This window comes from Micromonospora sp. WMMA1363 (genome assembly GCF_030345795.1).
GTDB lineage: Bacteria > Actinomycetota > Actinomycetes > Mycobacteriales > Micromonosporaceae > Micromonospora.
This window is the reverse complement of the sequence record NZ_JAUALB010000001.1, coordinates 4,709,110-4,732,462: the sequence shown is the minus strand read 5'-3', so window position 1 is coordinate 4,732,462 and position 23,353 is coordinate 4,709,110. Positions and strand designations below refer to the sequence as shown.

Below are 23,353 nucleotides of genomic sequence, written 5' to 3'. Positions count from 1 at the left end.
ACCGACAGCAGCAGGTTTAGCCAGCTCATGCCGACCCGACCGATCCGGGCCAGGGCCCGCGAACCAGCGGTGGGACGGCCACCCGCCGCCTCTTGAACAACTCCGCGAGCGCCCGGGCCGCAGGCCCGGGACCGTCGCCACGCACCCATGCGGGCACGGCGTCGACCAGCCGATCAGGCCCGTCCGGTAGGAGTAGACAAACGGACTCCAATACCCGCCCCTGGGACGAGCGCGTGACCTGCAGCACCACCTGGAGCGCCGCCGCGACCTGTGCGTGCAGCGCGGGCCGGGGCAGCCCCCCGAGCAGCCCAAGTGCCTCCAGCCGGGCGGGCACGTCGGACGGCGTGTTGGCGTGCAGGGTGCCGGCGCCGCCCTCGTGCCCGGTGTTGAGTGCGGCCAGCAGGTCAACGACCTCCGGCCCGCGGCACTCTCCGACGACCAGCCGGTCCGGTCGCATCCGCAGTGCCTGACGGACCAGATCGGTCAGGCCAACGGCGCCGGATCCCTCCACGTTGGCCGTCCGGGCCTGTAGGCCCACCACGTGCGGATGGCTCGGGTGCAACTCGGCGGCATCCTCGACGAGCACGATCCGCTCCGTAGCCGGTACCAGACCGAGCAACGTGTTGAGCAGCGTCGTCTTGCCGGAGCCCGTACCACCCACGACGAGGTACGCGAGCCGAGCCGCGACCACGGCAGCCAGCACCGGGGCCACCGCCCGCGGAACCGTGCCCTGGCGGACCAGCTCATCGAGGGTGAACGGTCGCTGCCGGAAGGTACGCAGGGACAAATACGGTCCGTCGGTCGCCACCGGAGGCAGGACAGCGTGCAGCCGGCTGCCGTCCGCGAGCCGCGCGTCGGCGTACGGAGAGCCGTCGTCCAGCCGCCGGCCTGCGCCGGCCGCGAGCCGCTGCGCCAACCGGCGTACTTCGTCCCCCGAGCCGATCGGCACCGCGACCTGCTCGAGTCCCTGCCCCCGATCCACCCACACCCGGACGCCGTTGACGAGCACGTCGGTCACCTCGGGATCCGCCAGCAGCGGGGCGAGCGGACCGGCGCCCACCAGGTCGTCGTGCACCCGGTCGGCCAGCCGGAGGACAGTAGTGTCACCGAGCACCGCGGCGGTCGGCTCAGCCCGTACGGCTGAGACGATCGCGGCCGGCGTGACGGGGGCGGACGACGAGGCGATCCGCTGCCGGACCCACGCGGCCAGCCCATCCCCGTCGGCGGGCCCGGTCACGCCGCACCCGCCGGGGGCATTCCGGTGAGTTCCGTGATGATCCGTCGGGACAGGTCCGCCAGCGGACCACGACCGTCGGCGGCCGGGGCTCCCCCGCGTTCCAGGCGCCGGCGAAGCGCCGGCTCCGGACGCAGCGTCCCGGCGAGTGGCAGCCCGAGCGCTTTCGCCACCTCCGTGGCATCCAGCCGGCCGGGCGCCGGACCCCGCACGACCAATGACAGGTCGGTGCAGTGCGGCGCGGCGGCAGCGACCACCCGGGCGGCCGCAGCCGTGGCACGCAACTCGGCGGGGACGACGACGTACCCACGCTCGACGGACTGCAGTGCCGTCAAGGCCGCGTCGTCAAGGTGCCTCGGCAGGTCAACCACGACGACGTCCCGACCCCGGCGGGCGGCGTCGAGCGTCGCCGCCATCGCCGGAGCGGGCAACGGCAGGAGGTCACCCCGGTCCCAGGAGAGCATCACCAGATCACCCCGGCTCGGCAGGGCATCCACCAGCGACGACGCGTCGACCCGCCCCTCGGCGTCGGCCAGTGCCGGCCAGCGCAGCCCGTCCAGTCGCTCCCAGCCGAGCACCAGGTCCAGCCCCCCGCCGAGCGGATCGGCGTCAACGAGCAGCGTGCGTAGCCGGGACCGGGCAGCCGTGACGGCGAGGCCGCCGGCGAGGATGCTCGCGCCGGCCCCACCGCGACCACCCAGGACGGCCACGGCCCGGGCACCGCCCGGGGCCGGCCGGTCCGGGCCGCACTCGGCGAAGCGGTCGACCAGCCAGGGCTCGGCCGCGGGCAGCGTGGCGACGTGCTCGGCTCCCATCAGGTCGGCGACCTCCCAGTGCGGATCGAGCCGCCCCGAACGGCCGACCAGCACCAGCCGTCGCCGGTACGGCAGTCGTGCCCGCAGGCACGGTTGCGCCTGGTCGCTACCGACTAGGACCAGTGGGGCGGGCGACCAGCGGGATCGGGCCGCCGCCGGATCCGGTGCGAGGCCCACCTCGACACCACCGGCGGCGGCGAGCCGCAAGAGGTCGTCGAGCAGATCCTCGTCGGAGGTGACGAGCAGGGGCGGGGCCTGGTGGGACGGTGCGGAGGTGCGGGTTGGCATCACGGCCTCCAGCGGTCGGCTCGGGTTCGCTGTGAGGAACCCTGCTCCGACCGCCGCGTCCGCGCCGCCCAGAGAGTGTCACCTGTGGACATGCGAGGAACCTGTGGACAACGCCCGCAGGGTCAGTTGATCTGCTAGATGGTCCGGTACCGGCGGGAAGGAGTGCCCGGCTGTGGACCGTCCGGGGCACAAGCCACCTCGCTGACCCATGCTTGCGCCTGGTCAGTCGTACCGCCAGCACACGTACGCCGGCATCCACCAGCGCGATTCCTCCGGCTCGGTAACGGGTGGTATCCGCCTGCTCGCGTGTTGCCGCCGGCCGGCGCGGATCCGCTTGTGCGGGCGCCTTCGTCTCGGTACCGGCCGGGTGGCTGGGGCGGAAACCCTAGTGGCCGCGGCTGGATCCTCGCTGCCTTGTCCGGGCACGCGGCGGCGGGGCTCGACCACCGGCCCTTGACCCGACGGGTCGGCGTGTAGGGGTCGGCGGGCTCCACAGCCGCTCCAGCTCGTCGAATGCGCTGACCAGCGGAACCGAGGCATCCCCGCTGCGGACCCGGCGAAAGATTGCGGGATGAGGCCACCCGCGGCACCAGAGACGGCCTGTGACCTCGGGTGGAGCGCTTACCGGGGAAAGGGACGACCCCCGCCGGGGGGAAAGTGACCTGACGTCGTAGGGAGTGTGATCGAGCAGCGTACCGCGTGGTCAGTCGAACTGGCGGTGCCAGTGAGCACGATTCAGAAGTGCCGCGCGGTGCGGACTTCGCTGACGATCAGCTGACTCGCAGATCATGCGCTGCGGGCGCCCGAGGACGGCCGGAGGCCGCCCGCAGGGCAGTCCGCAAGCGCGTGTGCCAGCTTGCGACCCTGCCTTGCAAAGATCAAGACTCCTGTCGGTCAGCGTCGATGACTGCCGCTGACCTGCTCGCCGTGTCGCCTACCGTCCGGGGCTGGCCATGTCCGTCGGCCGGCTTGGCTGTACGGATGGCTGTACGGTCGATGGGTGAAACGCCAGGAGCTGATCTCCCTCCTTGCCGGCGAGAGCCCAGTAAATAAGGCGTGCCGCAAAGCTCTTGAGCAGGGAGCATCCTTCCGCATCTATGACGGCGCGACTGGATTGGTCCCCGCAAGCAACCTTGCGCCCACGTACCGAGCGCGGGAAGCCCACACGAGGAAACGAGGCATCCCGACGCTCGGTTTCCCGGCGGCTGTCGAGACGCTCCAGGCGCTTGGTGAACAGCCTGTCCGGCTTGGCGGCGTGACGCAGCTCGATCCTCCCTACTACTTCCAGCTTTTCCTGACAGCCGACGCAGCGACGGTCCTCGCGTGCATCGGCGTGGATCAACAACATCAACAGCGAGGGATCTGAACCCTTCGTCCCGAACGCCAGCACGGCACACTCTCGCGTGTCGGCCGCTGTCGTCTGATGCCGCCGAGCTCGCCCCTCATACCAACTAACGCCGGGCATCGTTAGCGACTGCTGGCAATTTCGCTGCCTCCGGGCTGCCTCGCCCTTGACCTTGCAAGATCAAGGCTCCGGCTGCAACATTTGCTGCCCCCCTGCAGCCGAGACTGCCACATACAACCAGCTCGGGGGCTATGTAGCGGTTCTGCTATCGTCTTCCACATGAAAGTCACGCTCGTCGTTGCGACGGTCTTGAGTGCAATCCTGAGTGACCCTGATCGAGAGTGGTACGGGTTGGAACTCATGCGAGAGACTGAGCTGCCCTCGGGAACGCTGTACCCGGTGCTTGCTCGGATGGAGGCTGAGGGCTGGTTGACCTCTGAACGTGAGTCCGAGAAAGCTCACGGCCAGGGCCGACCTCGCCGGCGTTACTACACGCTCACTGAGCTGGGGCGGTCCGCTGGTGCTGGTCAACTCGTTCATCTGCAGCAGCGTTTGCAGCCTGCCCCTGTTCCGACTCGCTTTCGGCCGCGTCTGGTCCCCTCCACGGGTCTTGCCATTAGGCGGCCCGCGTGACCCTGAAGGAGATGCTGCTTGCTGGCGGCTCGGCTGTACTGAAGTAATCTCAGCGACTTTGCGGTAGGTACTTGTACTCGAAATGGGTCAGGTGGAGTGCGGCGGCGAGGATGTCGCTGATCCGGTGTGGGCTGGCGGTGGTATGCCGGAGGGTTTTCCAGCGTCCGACCAGGATCGCGAAGCCGCGTTCGCCCTGCCAGCGCAGTCCGCGTAGCAGCCGGTTGTAGGCGCGGTTGTCGGGAGCGAGCCGCTGCCCGTCGGTGGGCTGCTTGACCGGGACTTTGACGCCTTGACCTGCGCCTTCGTAACCGGAGTCGGCCAGGGTAGGCAGGTCGAGTTCGGAGGCGGCCCAGTTCAGGGCAGCCGTGATGCCCTGCTGTTGGGCGCAGGTCAGATCGTGCAGATGCCCCGGCATCGCCGCGGAGGTCCACACCGGCAGGCCGTCCGGGCGCATGACCGCTTGAACGTTTCCGCCGAAGTCACGATGCTTGCCGGAATACCAGGCGTCGATCGTGTCGCCCTTGACGCTGAGGGTGGTCTCGGCCACCCGGTCGCAGTCGAACAGCTTTCCGTCCAGGATCACGTACGACCAGCCGTCGTCGGCGACCCGGCGCAGGGCTGTGTGTAGATCCTGGGCCTGCGCGGCCAACACTGCGACACCCTCGGCCATATACCGGTACGCAGTGGCCCGGGAGATGCCGAACCCGGCGCCCAGCAGGGTCGCGTCCTCGCCTTTGCGGAACCAGACGAGCACCAGGAGTGCCTGGTAGAAGCAGGTCAACGCGCGGGTGTCGCGCCGTGTCCCCTTGGCTCGGCGTTGCGCGGCAAGCAGCCGGCCGAGGTACTGCACGAGTTCCCTGGGGACGTCGACCATGGCACGATAGGCAATCACGTGGAGCCCTCTCGAAGACGTGGATCTTGTCGCAAAGACCTGTCTATCGATGGCTCCACGCCCACTTCCAGCACCGTCCGGCGTGACCCGGTTCGCCCGTGTCGTACCAATCAACACATTCGCGTCGCTGAGATCAGCTCAATGGTACTCCTGAGCGGCGTAGTCGTCAACCTCCTGGCCAAGGAGACCGAATCCCTTCTTGGCGCGTTCCCTGTGCTCTTGCTCCGAATCGCGCGACGTCGGGTGCCTCATGGCGTGCGAGAAGACCTGTATGAGGAATGGCTCGCAGAGCTGGCTGAGGCACTACACGGAACTACGGAGCGTCCCCTTACTCGACTAATGATCGGCCTTCGTTTCGCTTCCGGGCTACTTAGGTCTGCCGGTGAAGTTGGCCGAACGCTCCGCACTGTCCGTAGCCAATCCCCTGCGACGTCGGCTCAGCCTGAGCCGGCACCTGCCGCTGCCGATCTTGACACGTTGGCGCTGCGTGATCCGCGCATCCTCGCGGCACTCCGTCACGCAACGGTCTTTCAGCCGACCACTTACCGTAGTGTGCGCGGTATCGGCGAGGTGTTCAGGGAGGGGGGTCAGGTGCTCGTTGACCTGCACGCGATTGAGGAGAGCGACGCGCGACGTCTTGTCGATTTCTCTGCGGGCCTATGCTTCGCCAACCGTGGCACGATCGAGCGGCTGGCCAACCGAGTGTTCCTCCTCACTCCCAGCAACGCTGAGCCGGACGAGCCGCTTCTGAGCGCGTAATCACTCGCCGCCATCCCGTCTGCCGCCGACCCACACCTTCGGTGGAGCGGGCCAGGGCCAGGGTGACAAGGTGGAGCGCCCTACCGGACGTACGACCTTGTCGCCCTGGCCCTGGTCTGCTCGGCTTGCCTGGGTCGGCGGTGGGCGGGATGGCATCCCTCAACCACTACCACCCGCGACCGAAACCGTTCGGCAACTCCATCCTGGAGTCGTCTGGCCCCCGCCGGAGGCACAATCTCTAACCTCAACCCCCCGCCCCACCCCTTCGCCCCCTTCCTCACCCTTACCTCCCTCGGACCCGTGAGCGGCCCGCGTGATTCCGTTCGGCAATTCGCCCGGCCCGGCCGTCGACCGGTCCGCGGTTCCCCGTGGTGAGGCTGGATGCGTGACGCGAGGTAGGACGTTGTCGTCCTGGTCCCGGTCGACCTCCGGGACTCGTCACCGGTTCCCTTTACGGAACCAGTGGGTGACGCGCGGGGCGGGCGTGGCTTTCGGGCCGGCTGACTTTCCGCCCCGCCGCCGAAGGCGGGCGGGGCGGCGGCTCCGTCAGGAGCCGGTTACCGCGCCCGGCCCGCGCCGCGCGGAGCGCGCTTGATCCTAATGAGAATGTTTCGGCAGTGGCGTCGCTGGCGCGCTGTCCTCCGTCGGCTGACGTGCGACACTCATCCGCCAACTGATCTGCGACACCTCCATGCGTTGATCGCGACCATATCCGGGTGGCGGATCATGAAGGTGCGGGGCACGACCATCTCATGGATGCCCGCCGAACGATCATTCTGGTTAAGGATTTCCGTTCGCCGTGGACGGCCGTAACGCTGAGGTGAGGTAGCCAAACGGGCTTGAGGCCACCGGGTCGACCGATGCGCCTACACAGCTCGCCCGGCAGATACGAGCCCGGCAATCCCCATCCCACTGCGGTCCAATACTCCCCGGAGTCGCGCATGTGCCTGCTGCCGGCGCACCAAGGCCATGGTGGAGGGGTCTGTACAGGGAAACACGGTGCTGGCCGGCGCCCGATGCGGGTGCCGGCCAACGGCCGTGTTCAGCTATGGATCCTCTGCGTCTGCCGACGCGGCCGGGCCGGTAGCCCTTGGGAATCCCGCGGGCCCCGGTTCAGGGCGTCGCTATTGCTTGGGGCGAGTCTGGGCGTAGATGAGGAGTCCGCCGCCGGTGACGGCGAACGCGCAGATCGCCAGGGCGTTCCACTGCCGTGCGGTGTCGTCGGTGATGAACAGCGCGGCGATGAGTCCGGCGAACATGAGGGTGAAGAGTATCCCGCCCACGATGCCGGCGGCCGGGTAGCGACCGTCGCGCTGCGTCTGGCGGATCATGGGTAGCAGGGTTCGGGCTACCAGGATGGACGCCAGGACAGCTGCCAGGATTAGCCACAACACAGGCTCGCTCCGATCTTTGATCCGGTTACCTGTTGATGCAGTGCTCGCCGTTGGTGGTGCCGGTGTTGAACGCGTTGATCGGCGACACCACGCCGACGTACTGGAACCGCGCGACGAAGCAGTGGTTCTTTGCCTTGGCGTTGATGACGTGCCAGTACGCCTGCATGTAGTTGACGGCGACCCACGCACCGCACGCGACGCCCGCCGCTCCCGGCAACTTTCCACACATGATCGCGCCGGTGAGGATCGAGGCGATGCTGCCGCCGCCGGTGATGGCAGGGTGCATGACATTGGCGGTGTACCAGCGGGTGAACGTCCAGTTGCACGACGTCAAGCCGCAGTTGTGGACGTAGTCGGGGTCGGCGACAACCGGGAAGGTGGCCCCGGTGGTGTCGATGTGTTGGGTCACGGTGCTGCCGTTGAGTTCGTACCAGGTGTGCAGGCTGCGGCCGGCGGCGTCCTGGGCCCACGGAGCGTTGATCTTACCGGCGACCATGGCGCCATCGGTGGTGACCATGTCGATGCTGCCGTCGGTCGCACTGGCCCGCAGCACCAGCCCCTCCGGCAGGTCGAAGCGGAACGGGTACGACGTGGGCGCGTCGGCGTTGTCCAGAACCACCATTGCCCGCACCGCGCCATCGGCGAGGACCTGGACCGCAGTGGACGTGTCCGTGCCAGGGCGAACCACCGTACCGTCGCGGGTCTGCTCCGCCTTGCCAGTGCCGGTTTCCGGCAGGTACAGCTTCAGGTCGCCGCCGGCCGAGTTCACCACGACGGGGCTTCCCGCCTCGGCGCCGACGGTGATCTTCTTGCCCTGCACGGACCCGGTGAACGCCGACTCGGGCGAGACACCGCCGGTAATCGGCGCGGGCTTGTCCGCGGTAGCCGCCCGGATGACGTCGGCGTACGCGTCCGCCGGTGCCGGTCCGGCGATCGCCGGCTGCGCCGCCAGGACGGTGCCCGCCGCGGTGGCGGCGATCAGGACCGCACGCAAGGTACGGGTAGTCAACAGCTTCACGAAGGAGCCTCCCCAGGTTCCAATCAGGATCGATCACAAGGCTGATCGATCAACCTCGTGATCGCCGAAAGTACTAGACCAAGAACTCCTCGTGTTGCCCGTTGCGCGAGTTTCCGGGGATCTTGAGTAAATCTTGAGCCTCATTGGACGGAAGCCCGGAGGCGCCAGCTACCCGCTCCGGCCCAGGCCACCTCACCCGCGTCAGACCAGCACGGCAACCACCTTTCGATGCGCACCAGCAGCTTGTAGGTGGAGGACGGCGTTGGCTCTGGGGCTGGTCGTGGGGTGGCCGGCGCGCACTGGTTCGGCGAGGGGTGACGGCTTGCCGGGTGTCGCTGAGGTCTATGGCCTGGCACGGCATGAATCCGAGGATGTTCACGCCGAGGCTCGGTCCGCTGCGGCATACGCCTCACGATCACGCGCGCAATCGCCGGGGCTGTGGAACTATCGTGATGTGGATCGGTTGCCAGGTGATCATGCGGTCGCATACCAAGCCGGCAACCGCGTCAATGGTCTCGGATAGAAGCTCGCGGCGGCCGGTGACGCGTTGAAGCTGTCGCCACCACTTCAGCTCCGCGATGGCGTGCTCGACCGGATGCGTTATGGGGACTCGCGCCTACGCTCTGCCTCCCACGCGTGCTGACCTCCGTGTGGTGCGCCAGGGCGACCGGCGACAGACCGAGCGGTCCGACATCCTCTCATCGGCCAGATCCGGACGCCCAGAGGCGCACTGATGTGCCCTAGCCTCAGTCTTTCGCTAACTGTTGATCAAGGCCCTGTTTGCATTTGTTGATCTTCATTTGGTGATCGATCGGGGTATGGGCACGGCGAGGACCCGACGCGGTGGCCGGGTTCCTCCATGGGGGTACTCGTCGGGGCGTGGGGTTGGGGTTCAGGTGACGGGCTGGGGCAGCACGGCCAGCCGGTCGAACGCGGTGACGAGCTGGTCGGCCCAGGGCCAGCCTTCGGCGATGCGCAGCTTCGTGCGGCGGGCCGAGCGGGTGATGCGGGCGGCGACGTGCAGCAGTCGGTAGCGCAGTGTCTTGGGTTCGGCGGTGGCGAGGTCGCCGTCGAGCAGCAGGTGTTGGGTCCAGGCAAGCAGGTCGATGGCGCACAAGGCGAGTTCCAGCCAGGCGGCGTTGATGGCGAACACCCGGGATGGGAAGCGGCCGAACCCGGTGTCCTTGCCCGTGCGGATGCGGTCCTCGACGCGGGCGTGAGCGCGGTGGCGGGCCTCCAGATGCTGGATGGATCCGTTGCCGGGGCCGGTGTCGGTGGCCATCACCTGGTGGCGGAAGCCTTCGATGGTGTCGAACAGCGACAGTTGTGCGCCGGGGTGCGGGCGTTCCCGGCGCACGATGAACCGGGTGCCGTCGGGGTAGTTGGCCCGCAGGTCGGCCGGTAGTAGGCCGGTGATCTCGCATACCTGGGCGCCGTCGCGTGGCTGGCCGTCGGCGTTCAGGGCCGGTACCCACTGCTCGGGGTGCCCCGCAGCCTGCTTGATCGCGTCGCGGATCGCCTCCCCGATGGCCACCCCGACGGAGAAGAACGTGTTCATACCGTGCTCACGCAACGACCGGATATGGCGCAGGAACCCGTACGTGCAGCCGGCCGAATCCGAGCGGACGAGGATGTCGGTGCCGTACCGGTGGACGTCGGGGATCTGCGCCAGGGCGTCGTCGAGAACGCTGATGTGATCGGCGGTGGTGTTCGACCCCGCCCGCCCGGCGCGCAGCAGCCCGGACAACGCCTCCCGGGTGTTGTCCAGGAAGCAGAACAACGGGTGATATCCGAAGGTCTTCTTCCACGTCTTGGACGCCTGCTCCTTCTCCGAGTGGCAGATCACGATCGAGGCGTCCAGATCCAGCACCAGCCCAGACACCGGCGCACCAGCCGCCATCGACACCGGCAGCCCGTCGCGGGTCTCGGCCGACTGCGCCCACGCCAACTCCCGCGCGGCAGCGCGGGCCATCCGCAGCCTGGCCAGAACAGCATCATCCACACCAGACAGCACCCGCCACGCGGTAGGATCCGAGGCGACCGCGCCGAACAGCCCCGCTTGGTCCCGCAGCACCGCCAGATCGCTGATCGCCTCACCACCGTCGGCGATCATCACCGCGAGGTCCACGGCGACCCGACCCGGGTCATGCCCGCCCTGCCGCTGCCGCAGCCTGGCCAGGGCCTCGCTGAACCCGCCGGTCAACCCGGTTACGTCCGCGATGTCGGCCAGCAAACGGGCACCCGCGTGGCCGACCACGCCACGTCCATCGCTACTGACGATGATCTTCGGTCGTGTTCCGGTACTCTTCACCTGACAGGTGCCTTCCCTCGGGATAGATGAGACCCTCAGCAAGTCCTATCTTCCCAGGTCAGAAGGCACCTTTCCTTTCATGATCCACGATGTGGACCGCCCTTAACGAAGGGCCCAGGCTAAGGGGCGGTCGGCAAGTACCATCGGAGAGCCTGAGGCGATCTTTGAATTGCCAGGTAACGGCGGTGAGGAGAGGAGCACGGCAGCCCCGCTCGGAACGTGTCGGCTGGTTTGCCGACTTGGATTAGCTCCGAAGTCGCCATATCCTGCTGTCGGCGCACCACTGCCGACAACCGCGCGTCGGGGTGCGCGCCCAGAGAGCAGGGAGTCGAAAGTTGACCGATGAGTCCGGTAAGGCCGACTTCAGCGGAATCTACAATCAGAAGACACCTCGCGCTTACTACACGAACCTACGACAGTTCAGGTACGAGATTCCGCAGCACGGAGCTACCGTTTTCAACCAACTGATCAATGCCCGGCCGTGGGGAGGCGACCACCGACCAACCGTACTCGACGTATGCTGTTCTTACGGCATCGTCGGGCTACTCACCAAGACGGACCTCGCCCTCGACGATGTCTACACGTACTACCAGAGTGCGGTCGGCGACGGACGGACCGTAGACCAGGTGCGTCGCGCCGAGAGCGAACTACTGAGCCAGCGAACCCGGCCAGGCGCTCCCCACGTCCTGGGGCTGGACGTCGCCGAGAACGCCGCCCGGCACGCCGTCGCGGTCGGCGCGCTCGACGGTGTGTTCATCGAGAACCTGGAGGCGGCAGGGCCGTCACCCGAGCTGGCCAAGACAATGCCGACGGTCGATCTCATCACGACCACCGGCGGCATCGGTTATGTCACCGAACGGACCTTTGGGCGACTACTTACGTGCACTGAAAAGCCACCCTGGGTGGCCGCTTTTTGCCTTCGGACGTATGACTACGGGCCAATCTCCGAAGTGCTCGCAGGACGTGGACTGGTGACCGAAAAGGCGGATCAGCCCGTTCGGCAGCGACAGTTCATCGACGACGCCGAACGGGAGTGGGCCCTGTCGGAGTTGGCGGCGCGGGGGCTGGACCCCTCGGGCATGGAAGCCGACGGGTATTTCTATGCCGACTTCTACCTCTCCCGGCCGTTAGAAGACGCGATCGAGACCCCACTAGCGGATTTGGTGGTAATCCCCTCCGCCGGCCTCGATTCGTCAGAGGGTTTTGATCCCTCGCCGTCCGTTTCGGTTTGACCGTTTTGTCCCACGCGGTTGGGGGTCGGGGTCGGCGCGTGTCGCTGCGCGGGCGCCGGTTCTCCAGGTCCGGGTGGTTTCTCTGCTGGTAGGGCCGGGGGGACGGGTCAGGTCGGCGGGGGTATCAGGCCTAGACGATCTATTCCGAGGGGTACGGGGTAGTGAAGGGAGGCGAGGGCGTCCATGATCGAAGTTGCGAAGCAACGATGACCATGGAGGCCACGTGCACGTCGATCGGGACACCCTCGCCACCGCACTGTACGTGAAGATCGACGACGTGTTGAAGTCGTCGCCCCAGCTCACCCGGTGGCGACCCGCGGTCGGGATCGCCCCGAAGATCACCGACGCCGAACTGATCACCCTCGCGGTGCTGCAAGCCCTGCTCGGCTACCACAAAGAAGCCCGCTGGATCCGTCACGCCCGCATGAACCTGACCCACCTGTTCCCCTACATCCCGAAACAGCCCGGGTACAACAAGCGGCTACGGACACTCGGCACGCAGATCACCCACCTGATCCGGGTCCTGGCCCTGGACACCGACCTGTGGCAGCACCCGGTGCGCATCGCCGACTCCACCCCGGTGGAATGCGGACGCTCCCGCGAGACCGTCACACGCTCTGATCTGGCCGGGTGGGCCACCTACGGCTACTGCGCCTCGCACTCGCGTCGCTTCTGGGGCCTGCGTCTGCACCTGGTCACCACCGTGCACGGACTGCCCGTGGCATTCGCCCTGACCACCGCCAAGACCGACGAACGCGAAGCACTCATGGACCTGTTCGACCTGGACACCGGCCTGTTGACCCACCCCGACGGGCTGATCCTGGTCGTGGACAAGGGCTACCGCGACGCCGCCACCGAACGACAGCTCACCGAACGCGGCGTCACCATGATCCGCCCCGCCTACCGCACCGAGAAGCCACGCCCCGGACGGACACTGCTGCGCGCTGTGCGACAGAACATCGAGTCCGTCAACCAAACCCTCAAAGGTCAACTCGACCTCGAACGACACGGCGGCCGTACCGGCACCGGCGTACTCGTACGCGTCGCACAACGCATCCTCGCCATGACCGCCGCGATCTGGCACAACTGGACCACCGGCCAACCCGTCATGCGCTCCCTCATCGCCTACGACCACTGATCCCTCGGAATAGATCGTCTAGTACTGCAACGGCGGGTCGTGACTTATGGCGGTTTGAGTCGTTTGCGGTAGTGGGCGGCTCGGGCTTGTTCCTGGCGGCGACGGCGGAAGTCGGACCAGCGCAGGATGTGGTCGGCTCGACGGCGGGTGGTCAGGACGAGGTGGGCGAACAGGCGGCGGATTTCGTTGCTGCTCAGCGGGATCTGGCTGCGCTCGTTTGCGGTGGTGCCCCCTTTGCGGCTTCGAGGGCGCGGGTGACGACGAGGAACGCGGCGGCGGCCATCGCGAGGGTGATGTGGGCGTACCAGGCGTCGTAGCGGCGGACCTGGTACTGGTCCAGGCCGACCTCGTTCTTCGCGGTCTGGAACGATTCCTCCACCGACCAACGGCTACCGGCGACCCGCACCAGGTCGCGTAGTCGGGTGCCGCGGGGGCCGAAGCAGACGTAGTAGGCGATGTCGCCGGGATCCGTGATCGAGCGTCGGGCCAGGACCCAGCCGCGGCGGCCGTGGGCAAAGGTGCGGCGGATCGGCAGCCGAGCCCAGTCGTAGCGGCGCGGCCCGTGCGCGCCGTCACCACACGACAGTCGTTGCCACGCGCCCGCACGCACCCTGCCGATCAGCTCGTCGACACCGGTGGTGGTGTGCAGCCCGGAGGGCACCCGATCGTCGCGTCGGGTGGCCATCACGTACGCGATGTCCCGATCCTCCAACCAGCCCCGCAGGCCAGGGTTCTGCCCGTAGGCCTCATCGGCCGTGAACCACGAAAACGGCACCCCCGCGGTGACCGCCCGCTCCAGCATGGCCTGCGCCTGCTGCGGCTTGGTCGCGAACCCGACGGCGTCCGGGATCGCCGAGCGCCGGCACCGGTCCCGATCACCGGTCCACGACTTGGGCAGGTACAACTCCCGATCGATCAACGCCCGACCCCGCGGCGTGGCGTAGCACAGGAACGTGCCGATCTGGCAGTTCTCGGTCTTGCCCGCCGTACCCGAATACTGCCGTTGGACCCCCGCCGACGCACGGCCCTTCTTGACGAACCCCGTCTCGTCAGCGATGAGCACCCCGGCCGCATCGCCGATCTGGTCCACCACGTAATCGCGCACGTCATCGCGGACCGCGTCCCGGTCCCACGCCGCGCTGCACAACATGCCCTGCAACCCGTCCGGCGACACATGCCCAGCCTGCTCCGCGAGGGTCCAGCCGTTACGCCGCTCCAACGGTGCCAGTAGCCCCCGCACATACGCCCATGCCCGCCGCCGCGGCTCCACCCGCTCAAACCGATGCGCGAACCGGAAGAACAACTCCTCCAACCCGGCATCCCACGACCCGACCACCCGCGCATCCACCACAACCAACCAACGAATGATCAGCACCCGAAGCCACGACCCGCCGTTGCAGTACTAGGCGGTGCCAGCAGAGTTGGAACGCCTCAGCCCAGGGCCAGGTGTCGGGGATGGACAGGATCTTCCGGCGGGCGTGGCTGGCCAGCTTGGCGGGTAGGTGCAGCAGCCGGTAGCGCAGGGTGCCGGGTTCGGCGTCGGCGAGGTCGGGCTGGTCGTGCAGGCCGAGCAGTCGGGTCCAGGCGGCCAGATCGGCGGCGATGTTCGCGGCTAGGACCCAGCCGCGGTTGACGGTCCAGGCCTTCGAGGGCAGGTTTCGCAGGCCCATGGCCTTGTTCGTGCGCACCTGATCTTCCACTCCGGCGTGCGAACGGTGCAGCACGTCGAGCCATTGCGGCTGGTGAGAGCCGGCCACGCCGTGGATGCGGCGGATGTTGGTGGCGACGATCGCGTACCGCCAGCCGGTACGTTTCTCCAGGTCGGTTAGGTTCCTGACGTGTCGGGTGGACGGTCTGGTCCGCCGCACGATCAGCCGTAGCCCGTCGATCCAGTTGCCGACCCGCTGGTTGAGGCCGGTCAGCTCGGCGACCTGCGCCTGATCGGTGGCATTACCGTCGGGTTCGAGGCTGCTGGTCCAGGCATCGGCGGGCAGCACGGCGATCGCGGTCTCGTCGGCGTCGGTGATCGTCCAGCCGACAGTGAACTTCACGCTGCGCCACAGCCGGTTCATCTGCTCCAGGTGGGTCACCAGGTCGTGGGTGGCGCCGGCCCCGTCGACCCGCACCAGGATCTTGCGCCGGTATCTGACCGGCAGTTGGGCGACCGCCTCACCCAACACCCGGATGTGATCAACCACGGTGTTCGAGCCGGCGTTGCCCGGCCGCAGCAGCATGGCCAGGCTCTCACTGGTGTTCGCGCACCACCCCGGCTTCGACGGTTGGCGGGCATGCGGCGGTGGCGGATCTGCGGGTTGACCTGGGGCGATGGGCGTGGGGAGGCTTCGGGGCCGTTTGCCCACGGCTCCGGATCCTGTTTTCCCAGCTCAGCGGCTATTCGGCGGTCTTGAGGCTGCTCATCTTTGGCGGGAGCGGGACACCGCAGTCGGTGAAGAGTTTGGTCTGGGTGTCGGTGAGCCGGGTGGTCTGCTGGAGGCTGCCGGCCGGGCCGGAGAGGGTGACCTGGTGGATCCGGCCGAGTTCGGCGGCGATCTTGGGCCAGGACTGCTGGGTGCGGCGCTCAGCGACGCGGATCAGTAGCAAGGCGAGCCAGCACAGCAGCACGTGAGCGCGTATCCGCTCGTCGAGGCGGTGGTAGACCGGCCGCAGGTCGAGGGTGGATTTCAGGGTGCGGAAGGCGCGTTCGGCTTCGAGGAGGTTCTTGTAGCCGAGCGCGATGTCCTCGGCGGACAGGTCGGGGTCGCTGGTGGCGAGGAGGTACTTGCCGTCCAGGCGGGCCTCGGCGGCGACCTTGGCGGTGTCGATGGACAGCCGTCCGGTGGTGGGGTGCTGCTTGAGCCAGCGGCCGAGGGCAGGGTGGTCGCGCAGCGCGCACTCGGCCTTGCGGTGCGGGGCGTCCGAGGGGGCCGTGGGGCGCTTGCCGGTCTTGGCGGCCTTGGCCTTCGCCTTGGTCGCGTCGGCTTCCCGGGCGGTCTTGATGCGCGTCAACTCCTCGCGGATCGCGGTGAGTTGGTCTTCGCGTCGGGCGGCATCGCGTTCGGCCTCGGTGGGGTTGTGGCAGATGATGAAGCGTCTGCCCTCGTCGCCGTCGAGGCGGACCTCTTTGACGCGCAGGTTGTCGCGTACTTCCTGGTAGCGGCCCTGGCGGGCCAGGGCCTGGTCGGCGCGGTGGGAGCCTTCGCGCATCTTGATGCCGGTGATGTAGTGGCCGCCGGCCCGGCGCAGGTAGGACTGGTTGGCCTCGGAGGAGAATCCGGTGTCGCAGACGGTGACCACCCGGCCGAGCCGCCAGTCGCGCAGGCCGTCCTTGACCTCGGTGATCACGGTCTGGTCGTTGGTGCCGCCGGGCCAGGTCCAGCAGCGCACGGGGATGCCCTCGCGGGTGACGGCCAGTCCGATGACGATCTGGGGCAGGTCCTTGCGGTGGTCCTTGGAGTGCCCGTACTGGCGCAGGCTGGAGCTCTCGCCGTCCGGGTCGTCCGCAGTGTCGCGTTCGAAGTAGGTGGAGGTGGTGTCGAAGAAGACCAGGTCGACTTCGAGGTTGAGCAGGTGTGCGGCGGAGAAGAACACCGCTTCCTGCACGGCGGCGTGGACATCGGCGGCGACGAGCAGGTCCATGGCGCGGTAGGCGTGCTGCTCGGCCAGTGCGTCCAGGCCGGGGATGACCTGGTCGCGGGTGGCCCACTCGGCGGCGGCGAGCTTGGAGGCGGGGGCGATGGCCCGGTTGGCGACCAGCGCGAAGATCGTGCGCTCGACGTCGGTGCGGAACTTGCGCCCGTCGATGCGGGAGGCCAGGGCGGTGTCGATGCCCAACAGTTTCCACAGCCCGTCGAGCAGCCAGCTCGCCCCGAGCGGCCGGGAGAACTCCACCGTCAGCGGCCCGGCCTCCTCGGCGCCCAGCGACGCGGCGACCTCGTCCTCCTCGCCGAGGTAGCGGTTGATGGAGGCGACCAGGCGGCGCAACCCGTCGACGTCCAGACGGTCCTCGCGGCCGAAGTTGACCAGCACCTCGGCCTGCGTGGTGCCGCCGACCCGTCGGTTGTGGGCGAGTTGGAGGTATCGCACCACCGACCCGTCCTTGTTCCGCCGTTGGATCTTCCGCAAGTACATGCCCGCATCATCAGACAACAAGCCTGGCCAGAACAAGACCCACGGCAAATCCGTTTGCCCACGCCTCTGGACAGTCTCCGATGGGTGCCAGCCCTCTCACCTGCACGGATCCGCCGCCGATCCGCCCCGCATGCCCACCAACTGTCGAACTCGGGACCACGCCCCGAGGGGGTGGAACCCGAAGCCTTTCTTGAACGTGGCCGCCGCGCCCTGCTTGTCGGAGTGAGCGGTGATCAGGGTGGCGTCCAGATCGATGACCACCCACCCGGTCAGCAGCTTGCCCGCCACCAGCAGCCACGGAAACCCCTGCGGCCGGCGCTCGAGAAGCTCCCAGACCCGGGCGCGGGCCTTCGCCCGCGCCTTGGCGATCCGGCGCAGGGCGGTCTCGTCGAGGCCGGCCAGAGCACGGCGCACGGTCGCTTCCGACGGTGGCTCGGCGAACACCAGCGCCTGATGGGCGAGCAGCCCGATGTCGGACATGCTGGTCGCGCCGAGCACGATCGCGGTCGCCAGGCAGATCAAGACCGTGCCCCGGTCCCACCACCCCGGCCCCGCACCGCGAGGCAGCACCGCGTTCAACGCCCAGGCCAGCCCGGTCCGGTCCGCGCACCGCCGCAGCAAAACCGCGCCGGCATGCCCGACCAAACCCTTCCCACCCGCCGCGACCTGCAGCCGCTGATCCCACCCGCTACTCTTACTCACCAGAAAGGTGCACCCGACTCTGCTGTGGACATGACGTAGACACTCACATCCTTGCAGGCCAGGCGCACCTTTCCTTCATGACCCTCGATGAATCAAATCCGCTCTGAACGGACGAGGCTAGCTTCATCAGATTCATCGCGCGGTTGCGCAAATTGTGGCGAAGCTGCGTCGCACATCAGCTGTCGGATCACACGCCTCCGACAGTGGAGGTTGAGTGGTGAAGCGCTACGCGCAGAGCCGGCGAAGTCGTTCAATGGCGGCGAAGATTTGCTGTTCGGGGCCAGGGCGGCTTGGTCGCCACTCGGCGAGTACGGGGCGGACAGCGTCTACGAGTCCGGCGACGTCGTCCGTAGTGGTGGGCTCGGGCAATGCATTGAGGCTGACTACTGCGTTCACGGTCGCCTGATATCGGTGGGCGTTCGTCGGTGTCTCTCTCCATCCGGGTTCCGCCACTCGCGTACGCGCTCGTGCACCTCGGCTGCGGCGGCTCGGATGAGGGCTGCTTGCTGGCGAGGTGGGGTTCCGGTACGGGTGTCGGGGCGGTCGGTGGGGTCGGTGGGGTCGGTGGGGTCCTGCGGCGGCGTGTCGGCGTCGCGCATGGCGGCGATGGTACCGGCGGCATGATCGGAACTGCTTGCGTGCCGCGCTGTGGGAGCGGGCGGTCAGCCGGCGGCGGCGTTCCACTCCGGGGCGAGGATGGAGTAGAGCAGGGAGTCGCGCCAGGCGTGGTTGGTGTAGACGTGGTCGCGGAGTCGGCCTTCGTACTGCATGCCGAGTCGTTTGGCGACGGCGATGGAGGCGGCGTTGTCGGGGCCGATGGCGGCAGTGAGGCGGTGGAGCTTCAGTTCGTGGAAGCCGTAGTCGGTGATGGCGCGGGCGGCGTCGGTGGCGTATCCGTGGCCCCAGTGGTCGGCGTTGATGGCGTAGCCGAGCTTGGCGGCCTGGTGGCCGGTAAGCGCGAGGCGGGCGAACCCGATCATGCGGTCTTCCGCGTCGGCTACTGCTAGGTAGTACTCGGTGCGGGGGGTGAGCTGTGCCCGGGTGACTGCGCCTTCGATCATGGCGACGGCGGCGGCGTGGTCGCGGCTGTCGAAGGAGAGCCACTGGGTGACGCGGTCGTCACCGATGATCGCCAAGGCGTCGGCCGCGTCATCAGGTCTCAGTTCGCGGAGGGTGATGATGCGGCCGGGGATGGTGATCGGGTACATGCGCTGATGGTGCCTTATCGAGGCAGGGCGTTGGCGGGGGTGTGGGTGAAGTGCTCGATGCCGTCGATGAGGTCGGGGGCGTCGTTCGCGTGGCCGGCGCGGGTGATGGCCTGGTGGACTCGCCGAACGGAGTGGACGATCCCGTTGATGCGCTGGTTGGTCGGGAGGTCGAGTACAGGGGCGAGGGCGTCTTCGGCGGCGTCGAGTTCGCCATTGGCCACGCGGGCGATCGCGAGGTTGGTGTGTGAGCCTGCCTGGTCACCGAAGGCCCAGGCCGGGTCGTAGCGGTCGGAGTACGCCTGGACGGCTTGCAGGGCGTAGCGCTCAGTGGTGGCGGCTTCGCCGGGGAGCCAGGCGAGGGCGTCGCTGGCGTAGTAGAGAGTGCGAGGCTGGTTGAAGGTGCAGATGCCACCTATCTCATCCATCTCGTCGGGGCGGACCCGAGACCAGGCGTCTTCGGCCTCGTGGATGGCGGACTTGGCCCGGTCGGCGTTACCGAGTGCGGCGTAGGCGCGGGCGGCGCTGGCGGGAAGCCACACGGCGGAAGTGCCACCGGCTTGGGCGGCGTACTCACGCCCGGCTTCGGCGTAGCGGACGGCCTCGGCGTACCGGCCTGCCCAGTAGGCGACCAGCGATTGAAGGCCGCGGAGCCAGGCTTGTAGGCCGGGGTGTGCGGCCTGGTCGGCGCAGAGGACGGCGGTACGGGCCTGCAACATCGCCGAGTGCGGGTCGGCCATGTCATGCGAGACCTTGGCGAGAAGGCCACTGGTGATGCCGGCGAGGAAGTGCAGATCGCGCGACTGTGTCGGCGGTTGGCGGCGTTCGAGCAGGGTGAACAGGGTGTCCTGGGTTTCGACCAGGTCCGGCAGGATCTGGCCGACCGGGCGTTGCGGATAGGCCAGGGCGAGGCGCTGCACGTCCTCGGTGAGCTGGGTGATGGCTGCCGGGGAGGTCGACTCGGCGGCGAGCATGGCGTATTGACGGGCGCGTTGTGCGGCCATGGCGAGGAGGTTCCTTTCCGGGCCGGCACCGAACGGCTCGACAATGAGCTGCCGGCCCGGCGCAGGGGTCAACTGGTGGGGTACCCAGGAGCGCTGCAACTCATCGGCGGTCTTACCGAACATGGCCTGCAACGCCCGCCGGGTGCCGGGCGTTGATGAGGCCAGATCCCGTTCGCCACGTGCCAGCCGCCCGAGGTGCCGGGCGCTGATCGCCGCGCGGGGGTCCATGCGGCTGAACTCGTCGGCCAGTTCCTCGTACGTGCGGTCGCTCTGCTGGATCAGGTGCTCCAGCACGGTGCGAGGTTCGCGGCGGTCTCGGGCCATCCTCGATGCCTTCCTGATGGGCTATCTCCACGCTCGCCTGTCGGAGGTCCTGAATTCAACGCAGGTCCTCATGGTGTCCGCTCGATGTCCGTCATAGGTACTGATTCGGTCCTCGATCGGTCTTCATCACCGGGTGTTCTATCTCCACCATGGAGGTCTCACCCACCGCAATTGTGCATGTACAGGCCGCCGAGGTGCACGGGTCGACATGGCGCCGGGCCGCTCGTGCCGGTGCCGGGTCGGCTGCGGCCGTGGCGGGGGGCGGTGTTCGGGTCCTTCGGTGTGTGGACGGGGGACGCTCGCGTCGGGGTGCGGCTCCTCTGAGGTGATCGTCTATTGTGGGATGGCACCGCCGAGGTAGCGGCTGTTGTGGATGCGTTGTTGTTCCTGGGCCAGGTGCCAGGTCCAGTACTGGTCGAAGTCGCCGTTGCTGATCAGGGTGCGGAGTTTGAGGATTGCTTCGGCGCCGTCGAGGCCCCAGCGAGCGCCGGTGACGTCCATACGATCTTTGACCAGGTGGCGGCAGGCGCCTTCGATCACCCCGGTGGCGATCGGCCACCCGTTGGCCAGCGCGGTCGGGTAGTCCAGGTACGGTTTTTTGGCCAGCAGGTAGGCGGCGGCGACATCGGCGGGTTTGCGTTTGCCGGGGTCCAGGCCGTGGTAGGTGGCCTTGCGTCGGATGGCTGCGGCGACTATGCCGGCCCGTCCGGCCAACACCTGCCGGGCCTGGGCGCGGACCCACCGTTCGGCGTTCGGGTCGCCCTCCGGGTGGAAACACCAGGTGGCCTTCCAGAGGTACTCGATGACGTGGATGAAGTCCACAACAACCGGCAAGGTGATCTTGCGGGTTTTGGCCTCGGCGTGGATCCGGTCGATCTGGTGGGTGTTGCCGTCGACCAGGGCGATCCAGGTCCGAGCGTGGTCGGGGTCGCGGCGGTCGGCCTCGGCGAACCCGGCGGCGATCACCGCCGCGGCGTCGTCGGTCACGCTGGCGTGCAGCCACTTGCCGGAGGTGACCGGCGCCGGGGTAGCAGTTTGGGCCGCTTCGGGGTCCTCGGGCAGGATGTCGGCGATGGTGCGCGGCTTGCCGGTCACGTCGAAGACCGCGGCGACCTCGCACATCCGCTTGCGGTTGCGTTTCTCGCCCTTGGACCGGCGGCCGGCCAGTTTCTGGCTGACCGCGGCCTTGGCGGTGCCCGCGCGGAGCCCGTCGGGGCGCATCACCACCCCTTTGGCGTCGAAGGACAACGCCAGCACATCATCATCGGCCGACCAGTCCGGGGCGTGGGCGGTGTAGAAGGCATCCACATCTATCGCCGCTGCGGCGGCCAACGCCTCGACCTGCCGTTTCCCGATACGCACCGTGGTGGCCCGCTCAATCGCGGCCGCCGCGTCGGTGAACGAGCCGCGGGCCGCCTCGGCCGCGGCCAACCGGCGCAGTCCATGCGAGTGCTTCTCCACGGGCAGGTTCAACACCGCGTCCGCCGGGTTCAGATCGGCCCGCGCCCGCGCCCGGTAGGCGATACGCGTCACCACCACCTCACCGAACCGGGTGGCCAGCGTCCGCTGCCGCCCCCGCTCGGCCCACCCCCGCAGATGGCTATCGGCGTCGGTCACCTCGTCGAGCCGTTCCTCCCGACTGGCACGAAGATCCAGACTGTCCTGCAACAACTGACACAGCAACCGCATGCCATCGGTATGCAGCCGCTCCTCCAGTTCGGCGTGAGTCATCCCCGCCGCATGCTCACCGGACAGGAAGTCCACCATCGCGCCGAACCGCACGGATGAGCCGGCGAAAGCATCGTCCGCCGTCTCGGATGCGTACTCTTGCACCGGGCTCCCTCTTTGCTGATGTTCGTGTCTCGCAACCGACGAACATAGCGGGAGGATCCCTTTCACCATCACAACCAGTAACACATCCCCAGGCCACACAGCGTGTCGCCGCACCTCACCAGAGCCGCACCCCTCGCGTCGGGGGGCGTGTCATGCCTGGCCCCGTCTCGTCGCCTGCTCGGGCTGCGAGGGGCGGGGATGGAAGATGGCCAGTCCTCGGCGTTCTCTTCGCGCGCCGAGTGATCCGAGCCGGCTGCAACGTCGGGGCTGCCCGGACTGCGCCGGCACCGGTAGGCAGACGCGATCGGCGGTGGTTGCCGTAGCGGCTGCCTCTTGAGCAGGGCACCGGAGCAGGTGCTGGCAGGCGGAATCACGGTGTCGGTCGTGGCCGGAGCCCGCCTGCTTCGGTGCCCATCCATAGTCTGCAACAAGGGCTGGCGGTGATGGATCCGAAGCCGGGCGACGTTCTGCTCGTCGGCAGCGATGCGTCGGTGCAGTTCAGCGGGGAACGGTCGCTGATCTTCCGAGTAATCAAGGTCTGCGATCGGGCAACATACCACGGCTGGGTCTGGTTGCTCGGTTACGCGCTCGACCGGGCCGGCAACGCCGTGGACCGGCGAGAGATCTACGTGCAGCGCGCTGGCTTGAGGCAACTCACCTCGGCTGCTGCTCCCGTCACCGGACGCACACCACCTGCTCACCCAGGCCGTACAGGGCTGAGCGCGGCAGGTCGACAAGCATCTACGACGGTCCCAACATCGAGGAGGTTACGGTGACCACGCATCCGGTTGGCGTTTTCTGGGCAGCGTCGCGCTTGGCCCGACTTCACCCAGATCAGGTGAAGCGAATCCGGTTCCGTCGCACCAGGATCGGGCGGCGCGGCCTGGCCGAGGAGCAGGTGTACAGCTTCCTCCGCGCGGTCGTTGACGAGCTGACCGCTCGCGATGGCCTGGAAGCTGGCCTACGTGCGGAGAACGCCCGCCTGAAGGGCGCGCTGCGGGAGTGGCAGAGCACCTTCACGCCCAGGCCGAGCATGATGACCAACGCGGGGCGTTGGACAGAACCTGAGCAGCGCAGATAGCCTGTTGACAAGCTGAG

The 23,353-nt window shown here is 68.0% G+C and carries 18 protein-coding genes and 1 pseudogene; 6 read left to right on the top strand and 13 right to left on the bottom strand.

Features of this window, described 5'->3' with window-relative positions; all coding sequences use genetic code 11:
- Nucleotides 1-25: 25 nt before the first annotated feature.
- Both QTQ03_RS22045 and ssd read right to left on the bottom strand, forming a co-directional pair.
- Complete coding sequence (locus QTQ03_RS22045) at nt 26-1,237, bottom strand: TadA family conjugal transfer-associated ATPase (protein ID WP_289279687.1); 1,212 nt, start codon at nt 1,235-1,237, stop codon at nt 26-28.
- Nucleotides 1,234-2,337: a septum site-determining protein Ssd gene (gene ssd, locus QTQ03_RS22040; RefSeq protein WP_289279686.1), complete on the bottom strand. Its 1,104-nt coding sequence runs from the start codon at nt 2,335-2,337 to the stop codon at nt 1,234-1,236. Before ssd ends, QTQ03_RS22045 begins: the two co-directional genes overlap by 4 nt.
- A gap of 1,000 nt (nt 2,338-3,337) precedes the next feature.
- On the opposite strand from ssd, the gene QTQ03_RS22035 reads away from it, so the two are divergent.
- Both QTQ03_RS22035 and QTQ03_RS30425 read left to right on the top strand, forming a co-directional pair.
- Nucleotides 3,338-3,703 (top strand): hypothetical protein, encoded by a 366-nt coding sequence (locus QTQ03_RS22035; RefSeq protein ID WP_289279685.1) that lies wholly within the window; start codon nt 3,338-3,340, stop codon nt 3,701-3,703.
- A gap of 258 nt (nt 3,704-3,961) precedes the next feature.
- Nucleotides 3,962-4,315, top strand: a complete 354-nt coding sequence (locus QTQ03_RS30425; protein WP_353890607.1) for a PadR family transcriptional regulator — start codon at nt 3,962-3,964, stop codon at nt 4,313-4,315.
- 49 nt (nt 4,316-4,364) lie between these two features.
- Here QTQ03_RS30425 and QTQ03_RS22030 read toward each other — a convergent pair whose 3' ends face one another.
- The gene (locus QTQ03_RS22030) at nt 4,365-5,207 is read right to left on the bottom strand and encodes a transposase family protein (RefSeq protein ID WP_289276277.1); all 843 of its coding nucleotides are present in this window, start codon (nt 5,205-5,207) and stop codon (nt 4,365-4,367) included.
- Between the two features lie 477 nt (nt 5,208-5,684).
- Here QTQ03_RS22030 and QTQ03_RS22025 point away from each other — a divergent pair, with 477 nt between their 5' ends.
- Nucleotides 5,685-5,966, top strand: a complete 282-nt coding sequence (locus tag QTQ03_RS22025; RefSeq protein WP_502889806.1) for a cell division protein SepF — start codon at nt 5,685-5,687, stop codon at nt 5,964-5,966.
- Nucleotides 5,967-7,090: 1,124 nt separating this feature from the next.
- Here QTQ03_RS22025 and QTQ03_RS22020 read toward each other — a convergent pair.
- From QTQ03_RS22020 to QTQ03_RS22010, 3 genes are all read right to left on the bottom strand, one after another.
- A complete protein-coding gene (locus QTQ03_RS22020; protein ID WP_289279684.1) occupies nt 7,091-7,297 on the bottom strand; it encodes a hypothetical protein in 207 nt (68 codons plus the stop codon).
- A gap of 88 nt (nt 7,298-7,385) precedes the next feature.
- A complete protein-coding gene (locus QTQ03_RS22015) occupies nt 7,386-8,378 on the bottom strand; it encodes a hypothetical protein (RefSeq protein WP_289279683.1) in 993 nt (330 codons plus the stop codon).
- An 892-nt stretch (nt 8,379-9,270) separates the two neighbouring features.
- On the bottom strand, nt 9,271-10,689 hold the full coding sequence (locus tag QTQ03_RS22010) for an IS1380 family transposase (protein ID WP_502889681.1): 1,419 nt from the start codon (nt 10,687-10,689) through the stop codon (nt 9,271-9,273).
- 335 nt (nt 10,690-11,024) lie between these two features.
- Here QTQ03_RS22010 and QTQ03_RS22005 point away from each other — a divergent pair, with 335 nt between their 5' ends.
- Entirely contained in the window at nt 11,025-11,921 is an 897-nt protein-coding gene (locus tag QTQ03_RS22005) for a hypothetical protein (RefSeq protein WP_289279488.1), read from the top strand.
- Nucleotides 11,922-12,144: 223 nt separating this feature from the next.
- Nucleotides 12,145-13,059, top strand: a complete 915-nt coding sequence (locus QTQ03_RS22000) for an IS982 family transposase (RefSeq protein ID WP_289279682.1) — start codon at nt 12,145-12,147, stop codon at nt 13,057-13,059.
- 193 nt (nt 13,060-13,252) lie between these two features.
- Here the strand turns inward: QTQ03_RS22000 and QTQ03_RS21995 are convergent, their stop codons facing one another.
- From QTQ03_RS21995 to QTQ03_RS21965, 7 genes and pseudogenes are all read right to left on the bottom strand, one after another.
- A complete protein-coding gene (locus tag QTQ03_RS21995) occupies nt 13,253-14,395 on the bottom strand; it encodes an IS701 family transposase (protein ID WP_289279559.1) in 1,143 nt (380 codons plus the stop codon).
- On the bottom strand, nt 14,334-15,419 hold the full coding sequence (locus tag QTQ03_RS21990; protein ID WP_289279681.1) for a transposase: 1,086 nt from the start codon (nt 15,417-15,419) through the stop codon (nt 14,334-14,336). Before QTQ03_RS21990 ends, QTQ03_RS21995 begins: the two co-directional genes overlap by 62 nt.
- A 31-nt stretch (nt 15,420-15,450) precedes the next feature.
- Nucleotides 15,451-17,187 carry an IS1634 family transposase gene (locus QTQ03_RS21985; protein WP_289276459.1) on the bottom strand — a complete coding sequence of 579 codons (1,737 nt, stop codon included), beginning with the start codon at nt 17,185-17,187 and terminating at the stop codon, nt 15,451-15,453.
- 156 nt (nt 17,188-17,343) lie between these two features.
- Nucleotides 17,344-17,889: pseudogene (locus QTQ03_RS21980) on the bottom strand (transposase); the annotation flags it as partial.
- Between the two features lie 662 nt (nt 17,890-18,551).
- On the bottom strand, nt 18,552-19,097 hold the full coding sequence (locus tag QTQ03_RS21975) for a GNAT family N-acetyltransferase (protein ID WP_289279679.1): 546 nt from the start codon (nt 19,095-19,097) through the stop codon (nt 18,552-18,554).
- A 14-nt stretch (nt 19,098-19,111) separates the two neighbouring features.
- A complete protein-coding gene (locus tag QTQ03_RS21970) occupies nt 19,112-20,392 on the bottom strand; it encodes an NsdA family TPR-like regulatory protein (protein ID WP_289279678.1) in 1,281 nt (426 codons plus the stop codon).
- A gap of 363 nt (nt 20,393-20,755) precedes the next feature.
- Nucleotides 20,756-22,189 (bottom strand): ISKra4 family transposase, encoded by a 1,434-nt coding sequence (locus QTQ03_RS21965; protein WP_289280660.1) that lies wholly within the window; start codon nt 22,187-22,189, stop codon nt 20,756-20,758.
- A gap of 904 nt (nt 22,190-23,093) precedes the next feature.
- On the opposite strand from QTQ03_RS21965, the gene QTQ03_RS21955 reads away from it, so the two are divergent.
- On the top strand, nt 23,094-23,336 hold the full coding sequence (locus tag QTQ03_RS21955) for a DivIVA domain-containing protein (RefSeq protein ID WP_289279676.1): 243 nt from the start codon (nt 23,094-23,096) through the stop codon (nt 23,334-23,336).
- The last annotated feature ends 17 nt before the right edge of the window (nt 23,337-23,353 follow it).

Excerpts from the sequence above, each read along its gene's own strand:
- QTQ03_RS21965 (WP_289280660.1), bottom strand. The coding sequence starts at position 22,189 with ATGGTGGACTTCCTGTCCGGTGAGCATGCGGCGGGGATGACTCACGCC.
- ssd (WP_289279686.1), bottom strand. The coding sequence starts at position 2,337 with ATGCCAACCCGCACCTCCGCACCGTCCCACCAGGCCCCGCCCCTGCTC.
- QTQ03_RS30425 (WP_353890607.1), top strand. The coding sequence starts at position 3,962 with ATGAAAGTCACGCTCGTCGTTGCGACGGTCTTGAGTGCAATCCTGAGT.
- QTQ03_RS21985 (WP_289276459.1), bottom strand. The coding sequence starts at position 17,187 with ATGTACTTGCGGAAGATCCAACGGCGGAACAAGGACGGGTCGGTGGTG.
- QTQ03_RS22020 (WP_289279684.1), bottom strand. The coding sequence starts at position 7,297 with ATGATCCGCCAGACGCAGCGCGACGGTCGCTACCCGGCCGCCGGCATC.
- QTQ03_RS21975 (WP_289279679.1), bottom strand. The coding sequence starts at position 19,097 with ATGTACCCGATCACCATCCCCGGCCGCATCATCACCCTCCGCGAACTG.